Below are 24,643 nucleotides of genomic sequence, written 5' to 3' on the forward strand. Positions count from 1 at the left end.
GGCTGTCTGCCCTTGTTATTAAATATCCTATTGCTCGGGGACGAGGATTTCGCGTTTCCCGACATGATTTGCTGACGAAACAACACCTTCCTCTTCCATCTGCTCAACAAGCCGCGCCGCCTTGTTGTACCCGATGGCGAGTTTCCGCTGAATGTAAGAGGTCGAGCATTTGCGATCCTTGATCACAATTGCCACCGCCTGATCGTACAGCGCGTCTTCTCCGTTCGTGTTGCCACCTGTATTCAGCCCCAGAACGGCGTCAATGTTGTCGACCTTGTCCTCGGCCGGTCCATCCAGAACGCTGCCCACGTAATCGGGCGGGCCGAATTGTTTGAGGTGGTTGACGATTTCCTCGACCTCTTCATCCGACACAAACGGCCCGTGGCATCGGGTGATCTTGGCGCCACCGGCCATGTAAAGCATGTCGCCCTGCCCCAGCAGCTGCTCGGCGCCCATCTCGCCCAAAATGGTACGGCTGTCGATTTTTGAGGTCACCTGGAACGAAATCCGCGTCGGGAAGTTGGCTTTGATCGTGCCGGTGATCACGTCAACAGACGGGCGCTGTGTTGCCATGATCAGGTGAATGCCCGAGGCCCGCGCCATTTGCGCCAGACGCTGGATACACGCTTCGATCTCCTTGCCCGCGACCATCATCAGATCGGCCATCTCATCAACAATGACGACGATATAGGGCATCGCTTCGGGCGCGAATTGTTCCGTCTCGAATGTTGGTTCACCGGTTTCATCGTCAAACCCGGTCTGCACCGTGCGGCTGAACAACTCGCCCTTGGCCAGCGCATCCTTCACACGGCCATTGTAGCCAGCGATGTTGCGCACGCCCATCTTGGACATCTTGCGATAGCGGTCTTCCATTTCGCCCACGACCCATTTCAGGGCCACGACCGCTTTTTTCGGATCGGTCACAACGGGCGACAGCAGATGCGGGATGCCATCGTAAACCGACAGTTCCAGCATCTTGGGGTCGATCATGATAAGGCGGCATTCATCCGGCGTCAGCTTGTAAAGCAGCGACAGGATCATCGTGTTGATCGCCACCGACTTGCCCGAACCCGTGGTCCCGGCGATTAGCAGGTGAGGCATCTTGGCCAGGTTCGCCACCACGGACGCGCCGCCGATATCCTTGCCCAGCGCCAACGGCAGCGCCTGATTGCCATCGCCGAAATCGCGGCTGGCGAGGATTTCGCGTAGAACCACCATTTCCCGGTTTTCATTGGGCAACTCGATCCCGATCACCGAACGGCCGGGCAGTGTCGAAACACGTGCCGAAAGGGCCGACATCGAGCGCGCAATATCGTCTGCCAAACCGATCACACGGCTCGCCTTAAGGCCCGGAGCGGGCTCCAGCTCGTACATGGTCACGACCGGGCCGGGGCGTACGCTGACGATCTCACCCTTGACGCCGTAATCGTCCAGAACGTTTTCCAGCATCCGCGCGTTTTCTTCCAAGGCCTCATCGCTCAGGTGATGGCGCTGGATATTTGCGGGGTTGGACAATAAGCCCAGAGGCGGCAGTTCAAAATCAGAGTGTCGTTCCTCGAAGGACAATGCCGGTTGCGCTTCGGCCTGCGCACGACGGGACGGCAACGGTGTCCGGCGCACGGGCTGCGCCACCACAGGCTTCCGCGGTTCAGCCACTGGGATCTTCATCGCCTGACGCGGTTGCGGCATGGCATCGGCGACATCCTCGAAAACCGATTCATCATCGATATCCAACTCGGACGCGTAGTCGTATTGTTCCGTCCCGGCCTCATAACCCATCAAAGCAAGCTCTGGTGCCTCTGGCGTGTCACCAGTGGACACCTGCGGCTCGGGGCGCAGACCATACGCCGTCACCGGCGGTTCCGGGGGCAATTCGGACAAGGTATGCTGGTTCAGGATCAGCGGATCGGGACGGCGTCCACGACCTTTGGTCAACGGCAGGCTGGGATCTGGCTCGGGTGTCATTTCGCCCACAGCAACCTTGCGATTTCGCACGGCGGCCGAGATTTTGGAGCGGATGCGATCTTCGCCGGGCATGTCGTCAAAGCCCGCGATCGGTTCCGGGTCCACCAGCTCGGGTTCGGGCATTGGATCGGGGCGACGGATAAGCGACGGCATTCGCGCCAACAGGCCCGATTTGACCGGAGGTTCAGGGCGTCCCAATTCAGGTTCTTCAAAAACAGGGTCGGCATAGACCAGTTCGTCGTCAAACATCGCCTCAGCCGCTTCAGCCCGAGCAAGCTTGCGTTCTTCCCACTGCGCCCGGCGATCCCGCGCGGCTTGCGCGGCCGAGGCTGCACCGCGCCCCATCAGCGTCATCAGCATGTCATAAGACATTACAAGGCCCAGGATGAAGGCCCGGAAGCCACGTTTCACGTCGGCCTTGGTGAAGCCCAGCACAAAAACACCCAGCGCGGTCATACCGACGGCCATGGCCAGCGACATCAGTTTGACCAGAAAATGCGAGGAGATCGGCAACAGCGTCAGCAACGCGCCCATGACCGTGTCGCCAAACAAACCGCCCAAACCGTAGCTATGCGTTGCACGCCACTCGGCACCGGGAACAAGGGTTGCGGCATAGACCGAGGCTACAGCGATCCAGATCGGGGCAAAGATCAGGCGGGCAATGGCCCGGTCTTCACCGAAATGGCCCGCAAAACGCAGACCCCATCCAACCAGAACAAGCGCGATGCCCCAGCTTCCCCAGCCCACGATCATGAATAAGGGGGCTGCAATAGACGCTCCGACCCGTCCCATCCAGTTCTGCACGGGTGCATCGGTCGAAACCATCCAGTTGGGATCATCGGGCGTATAGGACCAGATCATCGCAGCCGCGGCCAAGCCCAACAGGATCAGCGCGATACCGATCAGTTCTTTACTGCGTCGCTCAAGGGCTGCCTGTGTTGTGCTGTCCAACAATGGGTCGCGGTTTCGCGCATTATATGATGCCATTTTGCCCTCGTACCTCACGTATAGATGCAGTCGCGGAGTGTGATCAGACCACGCTGCAACTCTGTTTTTGGGGCTACCAATGCAACCCGGATAAAGCCTTCGCCCGGGTTGTTCCCCGGATCGCCTTGTGAAAGATATGCGCCAGGAAGAACCCGAACCCCGGTATCCTTCCAAACCTTCAATGCCGCGTCCTCGCCATTCTCGACCGGCAACCACAGAAAGAACCCGGCCTCTGGCGACATGTAACCTTGCACGCCCGCAAACACCTCATCAGCAATGGCGTATTTCTCCTGATAGAGCGCACGGTTTTGCTCGACATGTATCTCATCCGCCCAGACGCGCGCGGCGGCGGCTTGCAAAGGCAAAGGCAGTGGGGACCCGGCATAGGTGCGCAGCTTTTTCACCTGGCTGATGGACTTAGGTCCACCTGCAATCAGGCCCGAGCGCAAACCGGCCAGGTTCGAGCGTTTGGACAGGGAATTAAACAGCGTGATCCGTTCGGGATCAGCCCCCAGTTCCTGCGCGACAGTCAGAACCCCCGTCGGGGCTTGGTCACGGTAAATCTCAGAATAGCACTCGTCGGCAAAGATCCGGAAATCATAAGCCTCGGCCAGACGGATCAGGTCAGCCCAATAGTCGCGCGACGCAACTGCACCCTGCGGGTTGGCCGGGGAACAGATATAAGCCACCGCAGTTCGGTTCAGCACATCTTCGGACAGGCTGGAATAATCGGGCAGATGACCTGTCGCGGCGGTTGCAGGGACAAAATAAGGTTGCGCACCCACCGAAATCGACGCGACCATGTAGACCTGATAAAATGGGTTCGGGCACAGGATGACCGGTTGTTTGCCATTCTTCTGTTCCGGGCACAGCGCCATGGCCGCATTATACAGCCCCTCACGTGTGCCGTTCAGCGCCATGACGTTGGTGTCAGGGTCCATTTCGACCCCATAGCGCCGCTTGATCCAGCCCGTGATTGCACCGCGCAGGTCTTCCGAGCCTTCGTTCGGCGGATAGCCCTGAAACCCGGCCGCGTTTTCCATGATGACATCCGTCACCCAGGCAGGAAAGTCGTGCGTGGGCGCGCCAATCGTCATATGAACGACGTCACCGCCCGGTTGATGGTGATCCAAAAGGGCGCGCAAACGCGGGAATGCATATTCCGGTAGGTTCGAAAACCGCTCGGGGAAATCCATATTACTGCCTCAATATCGGGGTCATTTGCGCCCCGTTTTTTTGGCAGATTACAGCCCGCATACCTCTTCGTCCAGACAAAGAGGTTCCGAATCAGTGGATTGTGGCATTCAGGCCAATGCCGATTCTGCCGCTGACCCCAACCGCAACAGGGCCTCTTCCGAGTTCGGATACCCCATCATCATCAGCCCGCAACCGGGCGTTCCGGTGGGCAGGGTCAGCGCCGCAAGCCCCATCAGGTTGCCGATCCGCGTGTTGCGAAGGGCCAGCAGGTTTTCAGTCACGTAATAGTCGTGATCGGTCATCAACCGGTCCAGATTGGGTGGCAGATTGGGAACGGTTGGCGCAAGAACGGCATCGAACCCGGCGGTGGCGGTATCCCATGCCGCGCGACAGGCTTCCAGCTTCGACCACGCAGCGACGTAGTCCGGACCAGATACGTCTTTTCCAGCCCGGAACCGTTCCAGTATCGGAGGATACATTACATCAGGATTCGCTTCGATCACATCTCGCCACAGTCCGTACGATTCGGTGGGATCGACAACACTAGACAGGGACATTGCGTTGTGAAGTTCGGGAACCTCAAGAGGTATAACCTTTGCGCCTGCGTCTCGAAGTCGTTCCAAACCAACCTCATAAGCGACTCGCGGTACATCGCGCAAATCGTCTTTAACCACGTTTTGCAAATCTGCAAAACGGCAGCCTTTCAAGTTTGCACCTCGCAGATCGGCAGGCGTTCCGCCCTCAAGCAAAGCCAGCAAATGTGCTGCGTCTTCAACTGAGCGCGCCAAAGGGCCCACCGTGTCAAACCGAAGGCGCAGAGGTACAACCCCTTCCAAACTTATCCGCCCGGCGGTGGTTTTTAGTCCAACCAAATTGTTCCAAGCCGATGGGATGCGTACTGACCCAGCAGTATCGGACCCGATACCCCCAGCTGCCAAACCCCACGCAACCGAAGCCGCCGCGCCTGAAGATGAACCGCCAGGCACGGCGTCCTCATCGTCAATGCAAGGCGGCGTACCAGTGATCGGGTTCAATCCAAGGCCGGAAAAGGCCAGCTCGCTCATATGCGTCTTACCCAGACAGACCGTTCCCATCTGGGTTGCGTTGCGTACCACAAGTGCATCCGTGTCCGGCACCCGGTCTTTCAAAAGCGCCGACCCGGCCTCGGTCGCAGTACCAGCGGTGTCGAACAGGTCTTTCCAGCTAATGGGAACCCCATCCAGCAACGACCGCCGCAATCCCATCTTCGCGCGTTGCTGCGCGGCTTCGGCCTCGGCGCGGGCGCGGTCATGGGTGACGCGGGCATAGATGCGGTCGCGGTGCGGATGGGCGTCTATTGCGGACAGGTAGGTTTCCGTCAATTCAACCGGATCGATCTGGCCCATCCCAATTCCACGGCCCAAATCACACGCCGTCATGGTCAACCAATCCTGCATCCCGCCCCCTCCTGCTTTTTGGCTTGAAAGAACGGTAGCGACAGGACTGCACATGGACAATCCCGAAAGGGCGCGCATATTGCAGGGCATGACACAGGCATCTGACATTCTGATCGTGGGCAGCGGGCTGAACGGCCCGGCTTTGGCATTGGCTCTGGCACAAACCGGACATTCGGTCACAGTGATTGATGCGCTGGAAGAGAAGGTCCGCAAGAATGCGGCATTCGACGGGCGAGCCTATGCGCTGGCCTTGGCGTCACAGCGCTTGCTGGCTGCCATCGGTGTCTGGGACCGCGTTGCGGAACACGCCCAACCGATGCTGGAGATCAAGGTCACAGACGGCCACGCCGGTACAGGCCCGTCACCGTTTTTCATGCATTTCGACCACGCCGAAATAGAAGAAGGCCCGATGGGGTATATGGTCGAAGACCGTCACCTGCGCCGCGCCTTTCTGGACGCTATGGCTGATGAGCCCCGCATCACTCAGCTGAGTGGCAAGACTGTTGTGTCGCAACAAGCCGACACCACTGGAGTGACCGTGACGCTGGACGATGGTTCGACTGTGAACAGCAGCCTGCTGGTTGGGTGTGACGGCCGCCACAGCGGCACCGCGCGCCGCGCAGGTATCAAGCGCACAGGTTGGGAGTATGGCCAGACTGCACTTGTCTGCGCAATTGAACACGAGCTGCCGCATAACGGCATTGCCCATCAGTTCTTCATGCCGCCAGGCCCCTTGGCGATTCTGCCGCTGACCGGCAATCGCAGTTCCATTGTATGGAGCGAACGCACCAAGGCCGCGCAACAGATCAACGCCCTGCCCGAGGGCGACTATCTGCAAGTCCTACGCCCACGGTTCGGCGATTTCCTAGGTGAAATCCGCCTGGCAGGAGATCGTTTCACCTATCCTTTGAACCTGACCATCGCCAATTCCTTTGTCGCTGATCGTCTGGCACTGGTCGGGGATGCCGCCCACGGGATGCACCCGATTGCCGGTCAGGGCCTTAACGCCGGTCTGCGTGATGTCGGCGCGCTGGCAGAGGTTCTGACCTTGGCAGGGCGGCGCGGCGAAGACATCGGGTCGCTTATGGTGCTGGAACGCTATCAGGAATGGCGCAGGTTCGACACCGCTGCTCTTGCGATGGCAACGGATGTTTTCAACAAACTGTTCTCGAACGACAACCCGTTGCTGCGCATTGGGCGAGACGTTGGTATGGGAATTGTCGGCGCACTGCCGGGGTTGCGGCGCGGTTTCGTCCGCGAAGCCGCCGGTTTGACCGGAGATTTGCCCAAGCTGCTGCAAGGGCAGCCAATTTAGTCCAGCTGCCGTGCCTCGTCGACCAGCATGACCGGAATGCCGTTGCGGATGGGAAATGCCAGACCTGCGGCCTGTGACACAAGTTCCTGCCTTTCGGCGTCATAGCGCAGGGTCGTTTGCGTCTGCGGGCAGACAAGAGCTTCGAGCATGCGGCGATCAAAGGCGTGTTCAGGGTCAGTCATTGCAGTTTTTCCTCATTCGATCCGCCTCGCATTGCGAATTCTATCAATGTCATCAGCGTCTCGCGCCGTGTGCGCAGGCAAGGGGCCTCTAACAGGGCCTGTTTATCTTCCGGATCGAAGTCCAACAACATGGACAGCGAGTTCACCAGCAATTCATCCTCGGCATCTTTCAGCGAATCCCAATCGGTGGACAATTGCCGGGACGAAAAGAAGCGTTCCAGCAAAGCCAGGAACTTGGTGCGGTTGAATCTGTCGTCGTTTTCGGCCTTGCCCAGATCCCTGTCAAAGCCGTCCCACGAGACTTCGCATCGCCGGTATGGCGTGAAAGCGTCCAACTCTGACACCACGCGGAACCGGGACACACCGGTCAGCGTGATCAGATAACGACCATCTTCCGTTTCGGAAAACTGGGTCACACGTCCGACGCATCCGATGCGGTGCAGTTTGTTCTCATCATGGGCCGAAGGATTTGGCTGGACCATCGCAATCAGCCGTTCCTTGGTCTTGAGCGCATCGTCCAGCATCTGCAAATAGCGCGGCTCGAAGATGTGAAGCGGCAAGCGCGAGCGGGGCAACAACAGCGCCCCGGGCAAGGGGAAAACGGATACGGTGTCCGGCAGATCGGCGGGATGCATCATGTCCCAATTCTAGCTCTGATCAGAAATTAGGCAAATATCATCGAGCTGAGTTTGCGGCGACCGTTCAGAACGATCGGGTCATTGGGCTTGAGCGCATCAAAGATCGTGAAAAGCTGGGTCTTGGCGGCCCCGTCATCCCACTCACGATCCCGGCGGAACAATTCCAGCAATTGCGCCACGGCTTCTTCCACTTCGCCGTTCGCATGCAATGCCTGTGCCAGGTCAAACCGGGCCTGAAGATTTTCGGGGTCTGCTTCAACGGCCGCTGTCAGATCAGCCACCGGACCCGCATCAGCCGCTTGCTTGGCCAGTTGCAATTGCGCATGCGCAGCCTCGACCTCGGCCGAGTTGGATATTTCAGCCGGTGCACCGTTCAGGATGGCCTCGGCATGCTCCAGATCGCCAGTGGCGATATGTGCCCGCACCAGCCCGCCATATGCTGCCGCGTGGTTCGGGTCTTCGCCAAGAACGGCGGCAAAAGTCTGCGCGGCATCTGCCGCTGCGCCTTCGCTCAGCATTTCTTCGGCGGCAACTACCGCGTCATCCAATTGACCACCGGGGCTTTCCCCACCTGACGCCTCGATCACGCGGTCTACGAAAGCCTTGATCTCGGACCCCGGCAGCGCGCCCTGAAAACCGTCCACGGGTTGCCCTTTAAAAAACGCGTAGACCGTTGGAATCGACTGGATGCGCATTTGCGAGGCGATCATCTGTGCCTCGTCCACGTTGATCTTGACCATCTTCACCGCGCCTTTGGCGGCGGTAACAGCGTCTTCCAGCATCGGGCCCAGCGTCTTGCACGGGCCGCACCAAGGTGCCCAGAAGTCAACGATAACAGGCGTTTCCTGCGAAGCTTCGACCACATCGACCATGAAAGTGGCCTCGGTCCCGTCCTTGATCAGATCGGTGGCTGGGGCGGCTGCGCCGTTCAGGATGTCCATGGCAATCACTCTTTCGTTCGAACTTGCGCTCTATATGCAATCGCTTGTCGCAGAAACCAAGGGCAGAGTTTCAGTTCAGATGTCGAAAGTCGCAAAGACCGGCGCATGATCGCTGGGCTTCTCCCACCCACGCGCATCCCGCAGAATGCGACTGGAATGACCCGCATTCGAAATATCGGGCGTGGCCCAGACATGATCCAGCCGCCGCCCCTTGTCTGCCGCATCCCAGTCGCGGGCCCGGTAGGACCACCAGCTGAAAAGCTGCCCTTCGGGAATATCCTGCCGGGTGATATCGACCCAACCACCCGCGTCCTGGGTCTCGGCCAGATGTTCCACTTCAATCGGAGTGTGCGAGACGATCTTGAGCAATTGTTTGTGCGACCAGACGTCATCTTCTCGCGGAGCAATGTTCAGATCGCCGACGAGGATGGATTTTTCCGGCTTTTCTGCGTGGAACCAATCGCGCATGCCCGTGAGATAGTCGAGCTTTTGGCCAAATTTCTCATTCACTTCACGATCTGGCACATCACCGCCAGCGGGAACATAGAAGTTGTGGATCGTGACACCATTCTCCATCCGTCCGGCTATGTGGCGTGCGTGGCCGAGATCTGCGAAATCCATGTCGCCCACCTCCTCTATCGGCAGGCGGGACAGGATGGCGACGCCATTATATCCTTTCTGGCCACGGGCAATCATGTGGGTATAGCCCAGCTCCGCGAACCCTTCGGTCGGAATCTTTTCAACCGGAGACTTGCATTCCTGCAAACACAGAACATCCGGTGCCTCTTCTTCCAACAGTTTCAGCACGATAGGTTCGCGCAGTCGGACCGAGTTGATGTTCCAGGTGGCAAGTGTGAAGGGCATGGCGAGGATTCCTCTGTCGCGATTTGGCGAAGGTTAACGCGGTGGGAGGTGGGGTGCCATCAGAAAAAAAGCTAGGACGGGTGGCTTTCATTTTGGGGGGCATCGTCGCAAATCTCGTACCAGTCCGGCTTTTCCGAAACAAATTCGTGAAACTGAACTTTCTGCTTTAACCCAGTATCCAATGCGTTTGCAGCGATTGGAAAACTGTCTGCTTCTGAAGTGATTTCGCCCAAAGATGTCCCGCATTTCGTGCAGAAACACCTGCCGTATTTGTAAGGCGGATCAGGCTGGTGCAGCGTTACGTTTTCCCTTCCCCGAACCCACACCAAGTCTTCTTTGTTGACAAATACGACTGTGCTGGCCCCGGCTTTTCTGCATCTTGAGCAATGGCAGGTTCCCATCACGGATGGTTGAGACTTCAGGTTAAACTTCACCGCCCCGCACAAACAGCTTCCTTCGATCATCACGCGCTCCTCCAACCTTTCGCAAGAATTAGAACATTACAGGAACAAAATGGATTTCGCAACGCCTGTGACGGTATAGGCGGCGCATGATCTCGCCCTTCAGAAAAGAAAAAAGCCGGGCCATTCGGCCCGGCAGTCCAACAGGGAGGTGCATGTCATAACCCGGACATGCGCGGGTTGGGAGTAACCTAATTATGAGTACAGGGTATCACTTTGATCCAAGTCAATCCACACCCAGTTAAGACACCAGCCTATATCCACCGGATTCTGTGACCAAAAGGCGCGCATTTGACGGATCGGGCTCAATCTTCTGACGCAGGCGGTAGATGTGGGTTTCCAGCGTATGCGTTGTAACACCAGCATTATACCCCCAAACTTCGTGAAGCAGCACATCCCGTGCCACCACGCCGTCGGTCGAGCGGTACAGAAATTTGAGGATGTTGGTTTCCTTCTCGGTCAGGCGGATTTTTCTGTCCTCTTCCGTGATCAGCATCTTCATCGCCGGTTTGAACGTATAGGGGCCAAGTACAAATACTGCGTCCTCGGATTGTTCGTGCTGGCGAAGCTGCGCACGGATGCGTGCCAGAAGCACCGGGAATTTGAATGGTTTCGAAACATAGTCATTCGCGCCGGCATCCAGGCCCAGGATCGTATCGGCATCGCTGTCATGACCGGTCAGCATCAGGATCGGGCTTTTGACACCCTGTTTGCGCATGAGGCGGCACAGTTCGCGCCCGTCGGTATCCGGCAGACCCACATCAAGAATGACCAGATCATAGATCGCTTCGCGCGCGCGCTCCATGGCAGAGTGACCGTCCGACGCCTCGAACACGTCAAAGTCTTCGGTCATGACAAGTTGCTCGCTGAGCGCCTCGCGCAGATCCTCATCATCGTCCACTAGCAGGATTTTCTTGAGTTGAGCCATTTCCCGGTCCTCCAAACGCTTTTCCATCACTTGCGCGTGGAATATGCAATCAACAAGATTTGCTGCAACCGTTTCACGCCTTCGTGTCAGAGTTCGCGGAAATGTTTCACATTCCCTTTCGAAAGAGCTAGGAGAAAGATTGAGCGTTATAGGGTAACATTGATGAGTCTCATCCCCGACATCACGGAACTTCTCGCCCGGGCCCGGGCCGATCTGCGCATGGGCGTTCCCGTTGCACTGACTGATGACAGCGGCTTCAGCGTGCTTGCGGTTTCTGCCGAAACGCTCAGCCCGCAGCGTCTGGCCGACCTGAAAAAACTAGGGAGTCCGGTGGTGGCCATAACTGGGCGACGTGCTGAAACCCTGAAAGCGCGGGCGTACGACGGGGATCTGGCACGTGTATCGATCCCGGCGGATGCGGATATCGCATGGGTACAGGCGGTTGCCGATCCTTCCGACGATCTGAACGCACCCATGAAGGGCCCGTTGATGACCGAGCGGCACGGTAATGCCAATCTCCACCGTATCGCAATTGCATTGGCCAAATCCGCGCGCATCCTTCCCGCTGTGGTCGTGGTACCTGTCGAGGACGGCAGGGCATTTGCCGCGTCGCACGGTCTGACATGCATTGATCACACGCGCGCCACACCTCATCTGGCGGATCGCAGCACTTTGCACGAAGTCGTCGCGGCCCGCCTTCCGATGGAGGTGTCCGAAGCAGGCCGGTTGCACGTCTTCCGACCTGAAGACGGTGGTGAAGAGCACTACGCCGTCGAGATCGGACGCCCAGACCGCGACAAGCCTGTGCTGGCCCGATTGCATTCTGCCTGTTTCACCGGCGATCTGATGGGAAGCCTGAAATGTGATTGCGGCCCGCAACTGCGCGGTGCCTTGGAACAGATGGGGGCAGAAGGTGCAGGCGTTCTTTTGTACCTGAATCAGGAAGGGCGCGGTATCGGTCTGGCCAACAAAATGCGCGCCTATTTCCTTCAGGATCAGGGTTTTGACACTGTTGAGGCGAACCACAGGCTGGGTTTTGAGGACGATGAACGCGATTTTCGGCTTGGGTCGGACATATTGAAGTCGCTGGGCTTCAATTCTGTCCGCTTGCTGACCAACAACCCGGCCAAGATCGCCATGATGGAGCGAACAGGTATCGCAGTAACCGAGCGTGTCCCTCTGAGGGTTGGCGAAACCTCTCACAACCGGGGATACCTGGCAACCAAGGCCAAGAAATCAGGGCATCTGCTTTGACCCCAGGCGATCTTGTTCTGACCCCGCGCGGCATCCGGTTTCTTGGCAGGGAGTTCCCTTGCTCCGTGGGCAAAGGCGGGTTGAGCAACGCAAAACGCGAAGGCGATGGCGCGACCCCAACCGGACATCATCGAATCGTCGGTATGCTGTACCGGGCCGACCGAATGGCCGCCCCCAGCAAATGGGCCCGTGCCATTGGCCCACGGGACTTGTGGTCTGACGACGTGTCTGAAAGCAGATACAACCACATGGTCAGCGCACCCTATGCATTCAGCCACGAAAAGCTGCGCCGCGCCGACCCGTTATATGATCTGATTCTGTTGACCGACTGGAACTGGCCAAACGCCGTTCCGGGCAGAGGGTCAGCGATTTTTCTGCACCAATGGCGCAGACCCGGTTATCCAACCGAAGGCTGCATTGCCTTTCGCCGGGACCATCTGCACTGGATCGCAGGGCACATTGCCCCCGGATCACGGCTGATCATTCCTGAGGTTTAACCCGTTCGCCAAAGATGGCCGAGCCAACGCGCACATGTGTCGCGCCAAGGGCGATGGCCTGTTCGAAATCTTGACTCATTCCCATAGACAATCCATCAAGCCCGTTGCGTGCGGCGATTTTGGCCAATAGCGCAAAGTGCAAAGCCGGCTCTTCATCGACCGGGGGAATGCACATCAATCCACACACAGGCAGATCCAATGACCTGCACTCGGCAATGAAACCATCCGCGTCCGCAGGAAGGATACCGGCCTTTTGGTCTTCCTCACCGGTGTTGACCTGAATGAACAGGTCCGGACAGGTTCCCATTTCCTGTGCCAAACGCGCCAGTGTCTTGGCCAGTTTGGGTCGATCTACCGAATGGATCGCATCGCACAGTTCCATCGCGTGACGGGCCTTGTTGGTCTGCAACGGGCCAATGAGGTGCAGATCAATACCCTCGAACCGTTCTTTGAACGCGGGCCACTTTCTTGCTGCTTCCTGCACGCGATTCTCGCCAAAACATCTGTGCCCCTGCTCAAGAACGGCCTGCACCCTTTCATTCGGCTGCACTTTGGAAACGGCAATCAGTTTGACAGAACCAGCCGGTCTGTCCGACCTGGCTTCGGCTTTGGCGATACGTGCGGTGATGTCTTGCAGCGACATGGGACCCTCATCCTGTTTTGCGCAGAAAAACACCAAGTCGGCGCAAAAGAAAAGGGCGAGTCCGAAGACCCGCCCTTAAACCTTGCGGTTCAGATCAGCTTAGAAGTTGAACTGAGCACCGAAGTCAGCAACCATGGTCGAGTCTGTGCAGATGTCACAGTCGTTGACACCGATACCACCGCGCAGCGATGCACCGCCGCCCAGGTCGTAGATCGCGCCAACAGCAACCTGCTGAGTATCAGCAGACGCGTTACCGTCACCGTAGGTGAACAGCAGGGTGGTTGCAGCACCCAGGTTGTAGGCAGCCGACAGACCCCATGCGGTACCGTCAGTTGCAGTAACTTGAGTTGCGTCGTCTGCAACAAACAGAGTACCCGAGAAGTCACCCCATTCGCCACCCAGGGTCAGAACGGTCAGGCTCGGATCGCTTACACCAGCAACACCAGCGTCGGTCTGGCCGTAGGCCAAAGCAGCTGTGATGTTGTTGAAGGTGTAGGTTGCGCTGATGTCCCAACGGTCTGCACTAATAGGTGCACCGTTCAGAGCTACAGTCGCTTGGTCGTACGATGCGCCAAACGAGAAGTCGCCAACCGAGTACTGGAAGAACACGGCGTTCGAACCCGAACCGGTCGACGAGTAACCCAGGAAGCTGTAGTCAACACCCGAGTACTGACCTGCGAACAGCTCAAGACCAACTTCGTTGCCGTAGTAGTTTGCCAGGTTGTCGAAGGCACCTGCAACGTTACCGGCGTCAACACGCAGGCCACCGTAGATGACCGAGAAGCGTGCACCGTTCAGACCGGCGGAGTTTGCTTCACCGTTGCCGCTGTTTTCGTCAGCTTGCAGACGAACGCGGCCTTCGAAACGAACACCACCATCGGTTTCTGCAATACCGTCGATGTTCAGACGGAAGCGCGAGACCAGGATCGCGTCGTCAGTTTGAACAACCGCAGTGTTAGTACCTGTTGGGGTACCGGTTGTCTGGAAGTTTACAACGGTACCGCTACGATCTTCAACGTAGCCAATACCAAAGCGGCCATAACCGCTGAAGTTAACTTCAGCTGCTGCAACGCCTGCGGTCGCGATCAGCGCCGTCGATGCGAAGAGAACTTTTTTCATCTTGTTTCCCTCGGTTTCAAAAGAGTTATCTACTCGACATATGCCTCGGCACATGTCTCAGCACGGACACCGTTTCGCTCTTTTTGCCCCCTTTGCGCAAGCTTGGCATAAAGACGCCGGCGTCATTGAGGTCAAATTGGTGCAAGGATGCCACAGTCAGTTTTCGCCCTGATGCAGCTGATACACTTACATTTCAGAAGAATGGACTTGTTGCAGCGGGGGTCCTTGGCTAGGAGTATCCCCTGAATACTGTAGAACAAGTGAAACAGGACCTGTTTACAATGCGCCTGCCGACGATTTTGGGAATGATCCTGCTGACCGCCGCTCTTTCGGCATGTGGGCAGAATCGAAACACTTCGACAACGTACTCCCCTAACCTCGCTGGCGGCAATTCGGACGAACAGGAGCTGAATGACCCCGAGCGGGCAACTATCTGGGACATCTTTGACCGCAGCACCGCCGAACAGACAACAAACGTGAACCGGTATCTTTGGGCGGCTTCGCTGGATGTGCTGAGCTTCCTGCCTGTGCAGGAGGTTGATCCGTTTACCGGTGTAATCGTAACGGGTTATGGCACGCCTCCGGGCGGCGGCCGATCCTACCGGGCAACTGTTCATATCAGCGATCCGGCGCTTGCCGCGCGCTCTTTGTCGGTTGCGCTGCAATCAAGCGGGGGGGCTCCGGTGAGTGCGGCAACATCCCGCGCAGTCGAGGATGCGATTCTGTCGCGCGCCCGGCAACTACGCATAGCAGACAACAAGTTCTAGCAACCCGCCGAAAATCACAATATTACCACGCCGGGTTCCTACCCGGCGTTTTCATTCACGAAGGACCGCACAATGTCGCGCTACTCGGCCACTGAAATCGAAGCAAAATGGCAGGAGGCCTGGGACAAGGCCGGGATCTTCACCGCTAACCACAAGGCGGACAAGCCGAAATACTATGTGCTTGAGATGTTTCCCTACCCGTCTGGCCGAATCCATATGGGGCATGTGCGCAACTATACGATGGGTGACGTGATCGCCCGGCACAAGCTGGCGACGGGCCATAACGTGCTGCACCCGATGGGCTGGGACGCATTCGGGATGCCTGCGGAAAACGCCGCGATGGCCATCGGGGGTCATCCGAAGGACTGGACCTACAGCAACATCGCCGACATGCGCGACCAGATGAAACCACTTGGCCTGTCCATCGACTGGTCTCGTGAGTTCGCGACCTGCGACCCCGAGTATTACGGCCAGCAACAGGCGCTGTTCCTCGATATGCTCGATGCCGGGCTGGTCTATCGCAAAAACGCTGTGGTGAACTGGGACCCGGTCGACATGACCGTTCTGGCCAACGAGCAGGTTGAAAATGGTCGTGGCTGGCGTTCGGGTGCATTGGTAGAGCGACGCGAGCTGACCCAGTGGTTCTTCAAGATCTCGGACTATTCCGAAGAATTGCTGGATGCGCTGGACACTCTGGACAACTGGCCCGCCAAAGTGCGCCTGATGCAGGAGAACTGGATCGGCAAATCCCGTGGTCTGCAATTCGGCTTTGAACGCACAGACGGCGGCGATCCGATCACCGTCTATACAACCCGCCCCGACACGCTGCTGGGCGCATCTTTCGTTGGCATCTCGCCCGATCACCCGATCGCAAAACAGCTTGAAGCCGAAAATCCAGAAGTGGCTGAATTCGTGGCCGAATGTCGTAAAGGCGGCACCACTGAGGAAGCCATAGAAACCGCAGAAAAGCTGGGCTTTGACACAGGCATCAAGGTCAAGCACCCGCTGGACCCGAGCTGGGAACTGCCGGTCTGGATCGCCAATTTCATCCTGATGGATTACGGCACGGGCGCAATCTTTGCCTGCCCTGCGCATGATCAGCGTGACCTCGACTTTTGCCGCAAATACGGCCTTCCTGTGGTCGACACATTCTTTGCACTGGATGACGACGCGCCTGTCGACAAAATTGCATTCGTCCCGCCGAAAACCGAGAAAGTCCGCTGGGTGAACCACTTCGCCGGTTTGACCGAGGCGACAGGCGAAGAAGCCATCAACGCCACCGTCGATTTTGCTGAACAAGCCGGTTGGGGCGAGGGTGTCACCAAATACCGTCTGCGGGACTGGGGCCTCAGCCGTCAGCGCTATTGGGGGTGTCCGATTCCCGTCGTGCATTGCGAAAGCTGCGGCGTGGTGCCCGAGAAAAAGGAAAACCTGCCGGTCCGCCTGCCTGACGATGTCACATTCGACAAACCCGGCAACCCGCTGGACCGCCACCCGACCTGGCGCGATTGTTCCTGCCCGTCTTGTGGCGCACCGGCCAAGCGCGAAACCGACACGATGGATACCTTCGTCGATTCGTCGTGGTATTTCGCGCGCTTTACCGCTCCGCGTGCGGAAACACCCACCGATCTGGCCGAGGCCGAATATTGGATGAATGTCGACCAGTATATCGGCGGCATTGAGCACGCGATTCTGCACCTGCTTTATTCCCGGTTCTTTGCGCGGGCGATGCACCTCACCGGGCACTTGCCGACGAAGGCCATCGAGCCGTTCGACGCGCTGTTCACGCAAGGCATGGTGACGCATGAGATTTACCAGACGCGCGACGCCAACGGCCGCCCGGTCTATCACCTGCCCGAGGATGTAACCAACGGCAAACTGGCCGATGGCACAGAGGTCGAAATCATCCCCTCAGCCAAGATGTCGAAATCCAAGAAAAACGTGGTCGACCCGGTCAGCATCATTTCGGCCTTTGGGGCCGACACGGCCCGCTGGTTCGTGCTGTCCGACTCGCCACCCGAACGGGACGTGGAATGGACGGCGGCAGGGGCCGAAGCCGCCTATAAGCATTTGAATCGCGTTTGGAATCTGTGTGACAGGATCGGCGCCATGGACGCCGATGCAGCGGGCGAAGGCGATGAGGATCTGTTGCGCGAGATGCACAAAACCATCCGCGACGTGACATTGGGTGTCGAAAGCTTTGGCTTCAACGCAGCCATCGCCAAACTGTACGCATTCACCAATACACTGGCAAAATCCAAGGCCGGTGCGGCGGCTCAGAAACAGGCAATCAAAACACTGGCCCAGTTGATGTCGCCGATGACGCCACATCTGGCGGAAGATATCTGGGCGCATCAGGGCGGTGAGGGCCTTGTGGCTGTCGCCCCGTGGCCCGTCGCAGATGAAGCGATGCTGGTTGATGACACCGTCACCCTGCCGATCCAGATCAACGGCAAGCGTCGCGCGGAAATCAGCGTTCCAAAAGATATGGACAAAGCCGAGGTTGAAAATATCGCGCTCAGCACCGAAGCTGTCCAAAAGGCGCTGGATGGCAACGCGCCGAAGAAAGTTATCGTTGTTCCGGGCCGGATCGTGAATGTCGTTGTTTGATCGCAGAACATTGCTTGTGATGCCGCTGGCGCTGGCTGCCTGCGGCTTTCAACCGGTTTATGCTCCGAGTGGGTCGGGCTCTGCCTTGTTCGGTCGGGTGGCGGTATCTGCGCCAAATACCGTTGAAAGCTATCTTCTGGTTCAGAACCTTGAACAACAACTGGGCCGCAGCGCGGGCTCTATCAGCGATTACGCTCTGGATGTTCAGGTCTCGACCGAAACCCGCGGCGCGGCCATCACCACGACGAACGAGACAACGCGGTACACGATTGATGGACGGGCCCAATACGCGTTGAAATCTAATGAAACTGGACAAGTCGCAGCGTCCGGCACCGTAACCGATTTTGTGGGCTATTCTGCTTCGGGCTCTACCGTGTCGACGCTGGCTGACGAACGCGATGCGAAAGAACGCCTGATGGTGATCCTGTCCGGGCATATAGTGAACCGCCTGTATTCAACACCGGGCTTGTCCAAATGAAGTTGAGCCCGCGCGAGGCTGACGGGTATTTCGCCAAGCCGGATGCGGACAAGACCGGGCTGCTGATCTATGGTGCGGATGCCATGCGGGTGGCGCTTAAGCGGCAGCAGGTTCTGGCCGCCCTGCTTGGTCCTGGTGCGGAAGAGGAAATGCGCCTGACCCGCCTGCCGGGTGGCGACTTGCGCGGCGATCCGGCGTCTCTGCTGGACGCGGTCAAGGCGGTTGGGTTTTTCCCCGGCCCGCGCGCGGTGTTTGTGGAAGACGCCACCGAAACCGCCTCGCCTGCGATTCTGGCCGCACTTGAAGATTGGACCCCCGGCGACGCTCAGATCATCGTGACGGCTGGTCAGCTGAAACCAAACTCAAAAATCCGCAAAGCGTTCGAGGGGCATCCTGCGGCCTATGCGATAGGCATTTATGACGACCCGCCATCGCGTGCAGAGGTCGAGCGGGTTCTGACTGAGGCGCAACTGAATAACATCCCCCGCGATGTCATGTCTGCCATCAGCGAACTGGCCAACAGTCTTAGCCCCGGTGACTTCACCCAAACCATTGAGAAACTGTCGCTTTACAAGCGTGGTGACAACTCTGAGTTGACCATGGAAGACATCGAAGCCTGTACCCCGCGTTCGACCGAGGCGGCGCTTGACGACGTGCTGAACGTGGTTGCAGAAGGCCGCGCCGGTGAGATCGGACCGCTGATCCGGCGGTTGCAGGCACAGGGTACCAACGGGGTAACTCTGTGTATTGGGGCAACCCGGCATTTCCGCACCCTTTATGCCTGCGCCTCGGATCCCGGTGGTGCGGCGCAGGGTATCGGCAAGTTGCGCCCGCCGGTTTACGGCAAACGGCGTGACCGTATTCTGCGTCAGGCACAGGGCTGGGGCGCGCCCAAGCTGCAAACTGCTCTGACCGTTCTTACGGATACCGACCTCTCCCTGCGCTCCGCCGGACAGACCGCCCCCTCAATGGCACTGGTCGAGCGCGCAATGATTCGTCTGGCGATGCTTGCGCGGTCGCGCTGAGTTACTTGCCCTGATCCAGCCAATCGGCAGCGGCCCGACCGGCCCAGCGGCCAGTGGCAAGACAGGCTGTCAAAAGATACCCCCCGGTCGGCGCTTCCCAATCCAGCATCTCACCGGCGCAGAACACGCCCGGCATGGTCTTCAGCATCAGCCCATCACCCAACGCGGATCGTTTCACGCCACCTGCCGTCGAAATGGCCTCATCCATCGGTCGCAGCCCTGCGTGCAGGATTGGCAGTTTCTTGAGGACCGCCACTTCGCCGGGCAGCGGCAAGTGACTGCGTTTTGCCATCTCGTGAAACACGGCGATCTTCTGCGGTGACAGGTTCAACGACTTTCTCAACCATTGCGAAAGTGTGGTTTTCGACTTTCTGGAAGACCAACGCGCCTGCAAGGACTGCTGTTCCAGGTCGGGCACCAGATCGACAAAAAGTAGCTGCCCTTTGCGCAAAGCAGGGGTGAGAGTGTAAAGCCCCCCTCCCTCCAGCCCGGTTGCCGAGATCGCAGCCTCGCCGCGGCTATCCAGGTCACCGGCCATCCACCGAACCGATTTCAGCGCCGCCCCGAAGTGTGGCTGCATATGAGTGCTCCAATCCACCGACAGGGCTGAGTTCGCAGGTTCAAACGGTGCCAGTTCGACGCCCCTGTCAGACAGGATTTGCGCCCAATGACCATCCGACCCAAGGCGGGCCCAGCTGGCCCCGCCCAGCGCAAGCACGGTTACAGCAGCAGTCAGGTTTTGCGGCCCGTCCGGTGTGTCGAATACCAGCGCATCAGCTTCCCAACCTTTCCATCGCCAACGGGTTTTGATCTCAACCCCGGCTGCGCCCAGTCGCGCAAGCCATGCGCGCAGCAAAGGCGACGCCTTCATGGCCTCGGGAAAAACCCGCCCGGTAGAACCTGTGAATAATATCTGTCCCAGTCCACGCGCCCAGTGCTGCACGGCTTGCGCGTCAAAGGCGGTGATCATCGGGCGCAACCAGTCCGCCGCATCGGCATAAGACCGCATCAGTGTCTCAGGCGGTTCGTCCTTTGTCAGGTTCAGCCCCGATTTACCAGCCATCAGAAATTTGCGCGCAACCGAGGGCTTGGCTTCGGCAACCAGCACGGAATGCCCGGCCTCGGCCAGTTGCTCGGCCGCCATCAACCCTGCGGGGCCTGCTCCGATCACGACTGCCTGCGCCATTCGCACCCTCTTGCCTTCGCCATCCATCGGCGCAAGTTTCAAACCAACATGGCGAACAACGATCCGATCTGCCCGCTCTGCGACCGCTCGATCCCCAGCGGGGGTGGCAGCCTGCATCATCTGATCCCAAAACTCAAAGGAGGCAAGGGCGGACCCACCGTTCTTCTGCACCAGATTTGCCACAAAGAATTCCATGCCACCCTGACCGAGGCCGAACTGGCGCGCTGTTACAACACGATCGCAGCCTTGCGCGCGCATCCCAGGCTTGAGAAATTCCTGATATGGGTGCGTAAACGCCCACCCGGATTTCGGTCGAAAGTTCCGGGCAAGCGACGCAACAGGTGATCAGCCCGGCAAGACCGGATCGCCAAAGGCGTCTTTCAAAGGTGCGGCCAACCCTTCGACTTCTATTCCCCGGTAATCCGGTACAGGCGCAAACTCTGCACCCGCAAGATGCTGGAATTCCAGTGTCGTATACGGTCGTTTCCACAACCACTCGCGATTCTCGACGGCCCACAAATCGGCGTTTGGAGGGGTTTCGTCGGTAAAGGCATAGAAATGCAGATCAAAGCCATGGGGGGCCACCTCCTGCATTGACAGCAAGGACATACCTTGCGCGCGCCAAAACGCGTCCTCACCCGCGATATCACCGGTCCGAAGGGTTATCTGACCGATCCGGGCCTGCGCAAACGGAGCATCCGGATCTACCACCTGCGCCGGTTTGTTGCCTTCGAAATCATATTGCAGCAATTCGATGACAAACCCATCGGGATCAGCCAGATGGCACATGTACCCGATATCCAGAAACTGGCTCGGCGCGCTTACCGCAGTACCCAGCGCGCGCAAATGCGCTGCCGCAAGATCGACATCAGGGACGGTAATTCCGATCTTCCAATATCTTTGGCCCCGGTCATGGGTGTATCCGCCGCCACCCGGCAGCAGCAGAAGGTCCGCATCTTCCGAGTTGTAGCCGACGCGGCAACCTGACACCTGCGGGTCAACCCGCATACCCAGAACGTCGCGATAGAATACGGCCAGTCTTTTCGGGTCAGTGACCCGCAACCGAATGGCCGAAATCCTCATGAACACATCCTTGCGATGTCCGCGGCGATAACGGGGTCAGCGTTCACGCTGTCTGTCACAAGCTCACGCGCGGTTTGCATCAGGTGATCGGGTTCGACGATCCGATCAACCAGACCAAAGTCATACGCCTCTTGCGCGGTGATCTTCTGACCTGCCATCAGGATCAACTTGGTTCTGGCCGGACCCACCAATGCCGCCAACCGTTTCGGATCGGACGGTTGCGGCAGAAACCCCAGCTTCATCACCGGATAGAAAAACTTGGCTGTCGGCACCGCAATGCGAAGGTCACAGGCCAAAGCCATGCCATTGGCCCCACCAGCCAAAGTTCCGTTCAACGCGGCAATGGTCAGGCAGGGCAATGCGGCGATGGCACCGGACAGTCTTTCCCAGACGTCAGAGGTGGCCAGACCGGCGCGCGCCTCGTCCAGATCGGCCCCGGCGCTGAACACTTTGCCCGCGCCCGTCAGGATCAGCGCCCGCGCGCTGGTTGCGGCCTCGGCAATCCCGGCCAGTTCATTCAGCATCGCTCCAGTCAGGGCGTTTGCCTTTTCGGGATTGTTGATCGTAACGACCCACAGGCCATCCTGTTTCGTCAGGTCGATCATATCAGCCCGACCCTTTTTCGGATGTCTTCCAGGCGCAGCGAGATTTCCTTTCCCAAGTATTCATCCGCGTCCTTGGAACACATCCACAACAGGGCACGCGCTGGCCAGTCTGCGGGAATATGCGCGTCCCAATCCAGTTGACTGACCGGATTGATGCCGCTTGCCTTGATGGACCGCTGCATATCCGTGGCAACCGTCCCCGGCGACAGCCCCATTGCGCGAATGCCGTGTTGGGCTTCTTCCAGATGCAGGCATTCCGTCAGCATTTTTGCCCCGGCCTTTGACGCGCAATAATGGCTCCACGCCTCAACCGGGTTGGACGCCGCGCCGGACGAGACGGTCAGAATGCTTCCGCCCCCGGCGGCCCGCATCACCGGCAATGCCGCACGCATCCCGTAGAAAACGCCTTTGAGGTTGATGTCGATGGCTTTGCTCCAGGCCTCAGGATCGGCGTTGGAAAGATGAAAGATCGGATCGATCACACCGGCATTGCCAATCAGAACATCCAGCCCGCCGAACCGATCCACACATGTGGCCACAGCCTGCTCGACCTGCGCGAAATCGCTGACATCGCAGGCCAGCGCGATGGCCTGATCACCCAGTTCAGCGGCCAAGGCGTCTATCTGATTTCGGCTGCGGGCCACCAATGCGACATTGGCACCGGCTGCGGCAAAAACGCGCCCCGCTTCGGCCCCGATGCCGCGGCTGGCCCCGGTTATCAGAACTGTTTTCCCCTGCATTCGCCTCTCCTCACGCATTGTTATTGATCCCGGCAACAGCCGTAACGCGGAAACGGGGAAATGGTCCAGCCCTTGCCCCCTTGACGATAGGTGCCACAACCCCGACCATGCGCCGCAAATTGATCAAGAAGGGTTACCTTATGTCCGTTTTCCTCCACCGCAGCTGCGGTGCTGTTCTGGCCTATGCCGTCGCGACCCAGGGCGCGTTCGCCGACCTTACAGCAAATGATGTCTGGTCCGACTGGCAAAGCTATTTCACATCAATGGGCTACACCGTTACAGGAGACGAAAGCATCGCCGGTGACGTCACCACAATTTCGAACATGACACTTTCTTTGACCTTTCCGGAAGAAGACGGACAGTTCCAGATGGTCATGCCGGAAATGACGCTGACCGAAAATGGTGACGGAACCGTTACCATCGGATTGCCCGAGAGCTTTCCCATGGACGTCACGGGAACAGCCGACGATGAAGAGTTTGCAGCCAAAGTGATTTATTCGCACAGCCAGCTGAACATGGTCGTTTCGGGTACACCCGAAGACATGACTTATGACTACACCGCTGACAAACTGGGCATTGCGCTGGATTCGATTGAAGTTGATGGCGAACCGCTGCCGAACGAGGTTTTCAGCATCGCGGTCGAAGCAGGTGATCTGGCCGGTCGGTCGCGGATGCAAATCGGCGAACACCGAAACATCACTCAGACATTCAACAGCGATACGCTGACCTATAACCTGAACTTTCAGGATCCGGAAAGTGGTGAAAGCGGGCTGATCAATGGCCAACTGGGCCAACTGGCCTTTGAAGGCGAAAACGTGATCCCACTGGATTTTGACATGTCTGATCCGCAGGCGTTTTACCAAGCGGGTTTCGCCTTTGATGGCACGTTTACCTATGCATCCGGCAGCACCGATCTGAGCGGGACCAGCGAAGGACAGGCGTTCTCGATGAACAGCACCTCGGAGGGTGGGCACTTTGCCGCCAGCATCGACGCCGAGCGCATCGCCTATGACATCGCGCAGAACAGCACCAAACTGGCGGTGACAACAGCGGATCTGCCGTTCCCGATCGAGTTGTCCATGGCCAGTGCAGGGTTGAACTTCGAATTCCCGATCCAGCAATCGGACGAAATACAGCCCTTCGCCTTTGGCCTCAACATGACCGATTTCACCATGTCTGATGTCCTGTGGGGCATTTTTGACCCGGCAGGCGCGCTGCCCCGCGATCCGGCGACAATCGCGCTGGAAACGACCGGCACGGCAAAAGTTCTGATGAACATCTTCGATCCGGAAATTGACGTTGAGTCGGATGAGACTCCGGGTGAGTTACATTCGCTGAAAATCAGCCAGCTTCTGGTTTCGTTGGTTGGTGCCAAACTGACCGGTGATGGCGATTTCGCCTTCGACAATTCGAACACAGAAGAGTTTGGCGGAATGCCTAGCCCAAGCGGCGTGGCGAACCTGAAACTTGTTGGCGCCAATCAGCTGATCGATACGCTGATCGGCATGGGCCTCATTTCGGACGACGATGCACTGGGCGCGCGGATGATGATGGGTCTGATGGCTGTCCCCGGCGATGAGCCTGACACCCTGAACTCGACCATCGAATTCACGGAAGACGGTCAGATTTTGGCGAATGGCCAGCGTATCAAGTGATACCTATCTGAAAGGGCCGCGCAGTGCGGCCCTTTCCATTCCTGTGAACCTTGTGCCAAACCCGGTA

Annotated in this window: 24 protein-coding genes; 9 read left to right on the plus strand and 15 right to left on the minus strand. The window is 58.2% G+C overall.

Features of this window, described 5'->3' with window-relative positions:
* Positions 1–27: 27 nt before the first annotated feature.
* From ACR0ID_RS13880 to ACR0ID_RS13890, 3 genes are all read right to left on the minus strand, one after another.
* The gene (locus ACR0ID_RS13880; protein ID WP_480606260.1) at positions 28–2,952 is read right to left on the minus strand and encodes a DNA translocase FtsK; all 2,925 of its coding nucleotides are present in this window, start codon (positions 2,950–2,952) and stop codon (positions 28–30) included.
* A 14-nt stretch (positions 2,953–2,966) separates the two neighbouring features.
* On the minus strand, positions 2,967–4,148 hold the full coding sequence (locus ACR0ID_RS13885) for an aminotransferase class I/II-fold pyridoxal phosphate-dependent enzyme (RefSeq protein WP_480606263.1): 1,182 nt from the start codon (positions 4,146–4,148) through the stop codon (positions 2,967–2,969).
* 108 nt (positions 4,149–4,256) lie between these two features.
* Complete coding sequence (locus ACR0ID_RS13890; RefSeq protein WP_480606266.1) at positions 4,257–5,585, minus strand: amidase; 1,329 nt, start codon at positions 5,583–5,585, stop codon at positions 4,257–4,259.
* A 52-nt stretch (positions 5,586–5,637) separates the two neighbouring features.
* On the opposite strand from ACR0ID_RS13890, the gene ACR0ID_RS13895 reads away from it, so the two are divergent.
* The gene (locus ACR0ID_RS13895; protein WP_480606269.1) at positions 5,638–6,900 is read left to right on the plus strand and encodes an FAD-dependent monooxygenase; all 1,263 of its coding nucleotides are present in this window, start codon (positions 5,638–5,640) and stop codon (positions 6,898–6,900) included.
* Here the strand turns inward: ACR0ID_RS13895 and ACR0ID_RS13900 are convergent.
* The 6 genes from ACR0ID_RS13900 to ACR0ID_RS13925 all read right to left on the minus strand — a co-directional run bounded on the left by ACR0ID_RS13900 (position 6,897) and on the right by ACR0ID_RS13925 (position 10,914).
* Entirely contained in the window at positions 6,897–7,082 is a 186-nt protein-coding gene (locus ACR0ID_RS13900) for a Trm112 family protein (protein ID WP_209504973.1), read from the minus strand. The genes ACR0ID_RS13895 and ACR0ID_RS13900 overlap by 4 nt on opposite strands.
* Positions 7,079–7,720 carry an LON peptidase substrate-binding domain-containing protein gene (locus ACR0ID_RS13905; protein ID WP_480484107.1) on the minus strand — a complete coding sequence of 214 codons (642 nt, stop codon included), beginning with the start codon at positions 7,718–7,720 and terminating at the stop codon, positions 7,079–7,081. The genes ACR0ID_RS13900 and ACR0ID_RS13905 overlap by 4 nt, the downstream gene beginning before the upstream one ends.
* A gap of 26 nt (positions 7,721–7,746) precedes the next feature.
* Positions 7,747–8,661 (minus strand): thioredoxin, encoded by a 915-nt coding sequence (trxA, locus tag ACR0ID_RS13910; protein WP_480474140.1) that lies wholly within the window; start codon positions 8,659–8,661, stop codon positions 7,747–7,749.
* Positions 8,662–8,736: 75 nt separating this feature from the next.
* Positions 8,737–9,525, minus strand: a complete 789-nt coding sequence (locus tag ACR0ID_RS13915) for an exodeoxyribonuclease III (RefSeq protein WP_480506418.1) — start codon at positions 9,523–9,525, stop codon at positions 8,737–8,739.
* A 71-nt stretch (positions 9,526–9,596) separates the two neighbouring features.
* A complete protein-coding gene (locus tag ACR0ID_RS13920; RefSeq protein ID WP_480517840.1) occupies positions 9,597–9,989 on the minus strand; it encodes a GFA family protein in 393 nt (130 codons plus the stop codon).
* A gap of 238 nt (positions 9,990–10,227) precedes the next feature.
* Entirely contained in the window at positions 10,228–10,914 is a 687-nt protein-coding gene (locus ACR0ID_RS13925) for a response regulator transcription factor (protein WP_171724917.1), read from the minus strand.
* Positions 10,915–11,076: 162 nt separating this feature from the next.
* Between ACR0ID_RS13925 and ribA the strand changes: the two genes are divergently transcribed.
* Entirely contained in the window at positions 11,077–12,168 is a 1,092-nt protein-coding gene (gene ribA, locus ACR0ID_RS13930) for a GTP cyclohydrolase II (RefSeq protein ID WP_480474143.1), read from the plus strand.
* Positions 12,165–12,665, plus strand: coding sequence for a L,D-transpeptidase family protein (locus tag ACR0ID_RS13935; RefSeq protein ID WP_480606273.1), 501 nt, complete (start codon positions 12,165–12,167; stop codon positions 12,663–12,665). The genes ribA and ACR0ID_RS13935 overlap by 4 nt, the downstream gene beginning before the upstream one ends.
* Here ACR0ID_RS13935 and ACR0ID_RS13940 read toward each other — a convergent pair.
* Both ACR0ID_RS13940 and ACR0ID_RS13945 read right to left on the minus strand, forming a co-directional pair.
* A complete protein-coding gene (locus ACR0ID_RS13940; protein WP_480606276.1) occupies positions 12,649–13,308 on the minus strand; it encodes a YggS family pyridoxal phosphate-dependent enzyme in 660 nt (219 codons plus the stop codon). The two genes, ACR0ID_RS13935 and ACR0ID_RS13940, sit on opposite strands and share 17 nt — an antisense overlap.
* Positions 13,309–13,407: 99 nt before the next feature.
* Positions 13,408–14,427 (minus strand): porin, encoded by a 1,020-nt coding sequence (locus ACR0ID_RS13945; RefSeq protein ID WP_480606279.1) that lies wholly within the window; start codon positions 14,425–14,427, stop codon positions 13,408–13,410.
* Positions 14,428–14,708: 281 nt separating this feature from the next.
* On the opposite strand from ACR0ID_RS13945, the gene ACR0ID_RS13950 reads away from it, so the two are divergent.
* The 4 genes from ACR0ID_RS13950 (at position 14,709) to holA (ending at position 19,307) form a co-directional block, all read left to right on the plus strand.
* Positions 14,709–15,194, plus strand: coding sequence for a DUF3576 domain-containing protein (locus tag ACR0ID_RS13950; RefSeq protein ID WP_480555066.1), 486 nt, complete (start codon positions 14,709–14,711; stop codon positions 15,192–15,194).
* A gap of 72 nt (positions 15,195–15,266) precedes the next feature.
* A complete protein-coding gene (gene leuS / locus ACR0ID_RS13955) occupies positions 15,267–17,804 on the plus strand; it encodes a leucine--tRNA ligase (protein WP_480606282.1) in 2,538 nt (845 codons plus the stop codon).
* The gene (lptE, locus tag ACR0ID_RS13960) at positions 17,791–18,282 is read left to right on the plus strand and encodes an LPS assembly lipoprotein LptE (protein ID WP_480517852.1); all 492 of its coding nucleotides are present in this window, start codon (positions 17,791–17,793) and stop codon (positions 18,280–18,282) included. The genes leuS and lptE overlap by 14 nt, the downstream gene beginning before the upstream one ends.
* The gene (gene holA, locus ACR0ID_RS13965; RefSeq protein ID WP_480555029.1) at positions 18,279–19,307 is read left to right on the plus strand and encodes a DNA polymerase III subunit delta; all 1,029 of its coding nucleotides are present in this window, start codon (positions 18,279–18,281) and stop codon (positions 19,305–19,307) included. The genes lptE and holA overlap by 4 nt, the downstream gene beginning before the upstream one ends.
* A gap of 1 nt (position 19,308) precedes the next feature.
* On the opposite strand, the gene ACR0ID_RS13970 is transcribed toward holA, so the two are convergent.
* The gene (locus ACR0ID_RS13970) at positions 19,309–20,493 is read right to left on the minus strand and encodes a TIGR03862 family flavoprotein (RefSeq protein WP_480606286.1); all 1,185 of its coding nucleotides are present in this window, start codon (positions 20,491–20,493) and stop codon (positions 19,309–19,311) included.
* Positions 20,494–20,541: 48 nt separating this feature from the next.
* Between ACR0ID_RS13970 and ACR0ID_RS13975 the strand changes: the two genes are divergently transcribed.
* Positions 20,542–20,838: an HNH endonuclease gene (locus ACR0ID_RS13975; RefSeq protein WP_480606289.1), complete on the plus strand. Its 297-nt coding sequence runs from the start codon at positions 20,542–20,544 to the stop codon at positions 20,836–20,838.
* On the opposite strand, the gene ACR0ID_RS13980 is transcribed toward ACR0ID_RS13975, so the two are convergent.
* Genes ACR0ID_RS13980 through ACR0ID_RS13990 form a run of 3 tightly spaced genes read right to left on the minus strand, consistent with a single transcriptional unit; the run spans position 20,839 to position 22,921 of the window.
* On the minus strand, positions 20,839–21,576 hold the full coding sequence (locus tag ACR0ID_RS13980) for a VOC family protein (protein ID WP_480606292.1): 738 nt from the start codon (positions 21,574–21,576) through the stop codon (positions 20,839–20,841).
* Positions 21,573–22,181, minus strand: coding sequence for an enoyl-CoA hydratase/isomerase family protein (locus ACR0ID_RS13985; RefSeq protein WP_480606295.1), 609 nt, complete (start codon positions 22,179–22,181; stop codon positions 21,573–21,575). Before ACR0ID_RS13985 ends, ACR0ID_RS13980 begins: the two co-directional genes overlap by 4 nt.
* Positions 22,178–22,921 carry an SDR family oxidoreductase gene (locus tag ACR0ID_RS13990; RefSeq protein WP_480606297.1) on the minus strand — a complete coding sequence of 248 codons (744 nt, stop codon included), beginning with the start codon at positions 22,919–22,921 and terminating at the stop codon, positions 22,178–22,180. The genes ACR0ID_RS13985 and ACR0ID_RS13990 overlap by 4 nt, the downstream gene beginning before the upstream one ends.
* Positions 22,922–23,061: 140 nt before the next feature.
* On the opposite strand from ACR0ID_RS13990, the gene ACR0ID_RS13995 reads away from it, so the two are divergent.
* Positions 23,062–24,576 carry a DUF2125 domain-containing protein gene (locus ACR0ID_RS13995; protein ID WP_480606300.1) on the plus strand — a complete coding sequence of 505 codons (1,515 nt, stop codon included), beginning with the start codon at positions 23,062–23,064 and terminating at the stop codon, positions 24,574–24,576.
* Positions 24,577–24,643 lie beyond the last annotated feature (67 nt).

It is taken from the genome of Ruegeria sp. AL2 (genome assembly GCF_056540845.1).

What these genes read in the sequence shown, in the direction of transcription:
- ACR0ID_RS13880 (WP_480606260.1), bottom strand. Translation starts at nt 2,952, where the DNA reads ATGGCATCATATAATGCGCGAAACCGCGACCCATTGTTGGACAGCACA.
- ACR0ID_RS13885 (WP_480606263.1), bottom strand. Translation starts at nt 4,148, where the DNA reads ATGGATTTCCCCGAGCGGTTTTCGAACCTACCGGAATATGCATTCCCG.
- ACR0ID_RS13890 (WP_480606266.1), bottom strand. Translation starts at nt 5,585, where the DNA reads ATGCAGGATTGGTTGACCATGACGGCGTGTGATTTGGGCCGTGGAATT.
- ACR0ID_RS13895 (WP_480606269.1), top strand. Translation starts at nt 5,638, where the DNA reads ATGGACAATCCCGAAAGGGCGCGCATATTGCAGGGCATGACACAGGCA.
- ACR0ID_RS13900 (WP_209504973.1), bottom strand. Translation starts at nt 7,082, where the DNA reads ATGACTGACCCTGAACACGCCTTTGATCGCCGCATGCTCGAAGCTCTT.
- ACR0ID_RS13905 (WP_480484107.1), bottom strand. Translation starts at nt 7,720, where the DNA reads ATGATGCATCCCGCCGATCTGCCGGACACCGTATCCGTTTTCCCCTTG.
- trxA (WP_480474140.1), bottom strand. Translation starts at nt 8,661, where the DNA reads ATGGACATCCTGAACGGCGCAGCCGCCCCAGCCACCGATCTGATCAAG.
- ACR0ID_RS13915 (WP_480506418.1), bottom strand. Translation starts at nt 9,525, where the DNA reads ATGCCCTTCACACTTGCCACCTGGAACATCAACTCGGTCCGACTGCGC.
- ACR0ID_RS13920 (WP_480517840.1), bottom strand. Translation starts at nt 9,989, where the DNA reads ATGATCGAAGGAAGCTGTTTGTGCGGGGCGGTGAAGTTTAACCTGAAG.
- ACR0ID_RS13925 (WP_171724917.1), bottom strand. Translation starts at nt 10,914, where the DNA reads ATGGCTCAACTCAAGAAAATCCTGCTAGTGGACGATGATGAGGATCTG.
- ribA (WP_480474143.1), top strand. Translation starts at nt 11,077, where the DNA reads ATGAGTCTCATCCCCGACATCACGGAACTTCTCGCCCGGGCCCGGGCC.
- ACR0ID_RS13940 (WP_480606276.1), bottom strand. Translation starts at nt 13,308, where the DNA reads ATGTCGCTGCAAGACATCACCGCACGTATCGCCAAAGCCGAAGCCAGG.
- ACR0ID_RS13945 (WP_480606279.1), bottom strand. Translation starts at nt 14,427, where the DNA reads ATGAAAAAAGTTCTCTTCGCATCGACGGCGCTGATCGCGACCGCAGGC.
- ACR0ID_RS13950 (WP_480555066.1), top strand. Translation starts at nt 14,709, where the DNA reads ATGCGCCTGCCGACGATTTTGGGAATGATCCTGCTGACCGCCGCTCTT.
- leuS (WP_480606282.1), top strand. Translation starts at nt 15,267, where the DNA reads ATGTCGCGCTACTCGGCCACTGAAATCGAAGCAAAATGGCAGGAGGCC.
- lptE (WP_480517852.1), top strand. Translation starts at nt 17,791, where the DNA reads ATGTCGTTGTTTGATCGCAGAACATTGCTTGTGATGCCGCTGGCGCTG.
- holA (WP_480555029.1), top strand. Translation starts at nt 18,279, where the DNA reads ATGAAGTTGAGCCCGCGCGAGGCTGACGGGTATTTCGCCAAGCCGGAT.
- ACR0ID_RS13970 (WP_480606286.1), bottom strand. Translation starts at nt 20,493, where the DNA reads ATGGCGCAGGCAGTCGTGATCGGAGCAGGCCCCGCAGGGTTGATGGCG.
- ACR0ID_RS13975 (WP_480606289.1), top strand. Translation starts at nt 20,542, where the DNA reads ATGGCGAACAACGATCCGATCTGCCCGCTCTGCGACCGCTCGATCCCC.
- ACR0ID_RS13980 (WP_480606292.1), bottom strand. Translation starts at nt 21,576, where the DNA reads ATGAGGATTTCGGCCATTCGGTTGCGGGTCACTGACCCGAAAAGACTG.
- ACR0ID_RS13985 (WP_480606295.1), bottom strand. Translation starts at nt 22,181, where the DNA reads ATGATCGACCTGACGAAACAGGATGGCCTGTGGGTCGTTACGATCAAC.
- ACR0ID_RS13990 (WP_480606297.1), bottom strand. Translation starts at nt 22,921, where the DNA reads ATGCAGGGGAAAACAGTTCTGATAACCGGGGCCAGCCGCGGCATCGGG.
- ACR0ID_RS13995 (WP_480606300.1), top strand. Translation starts at nt 23,062, where the DNA reads ATGTCCGTTTTCCTCCACCGCAGCTGCGGTGCTGTTCTGGCCTATGCC.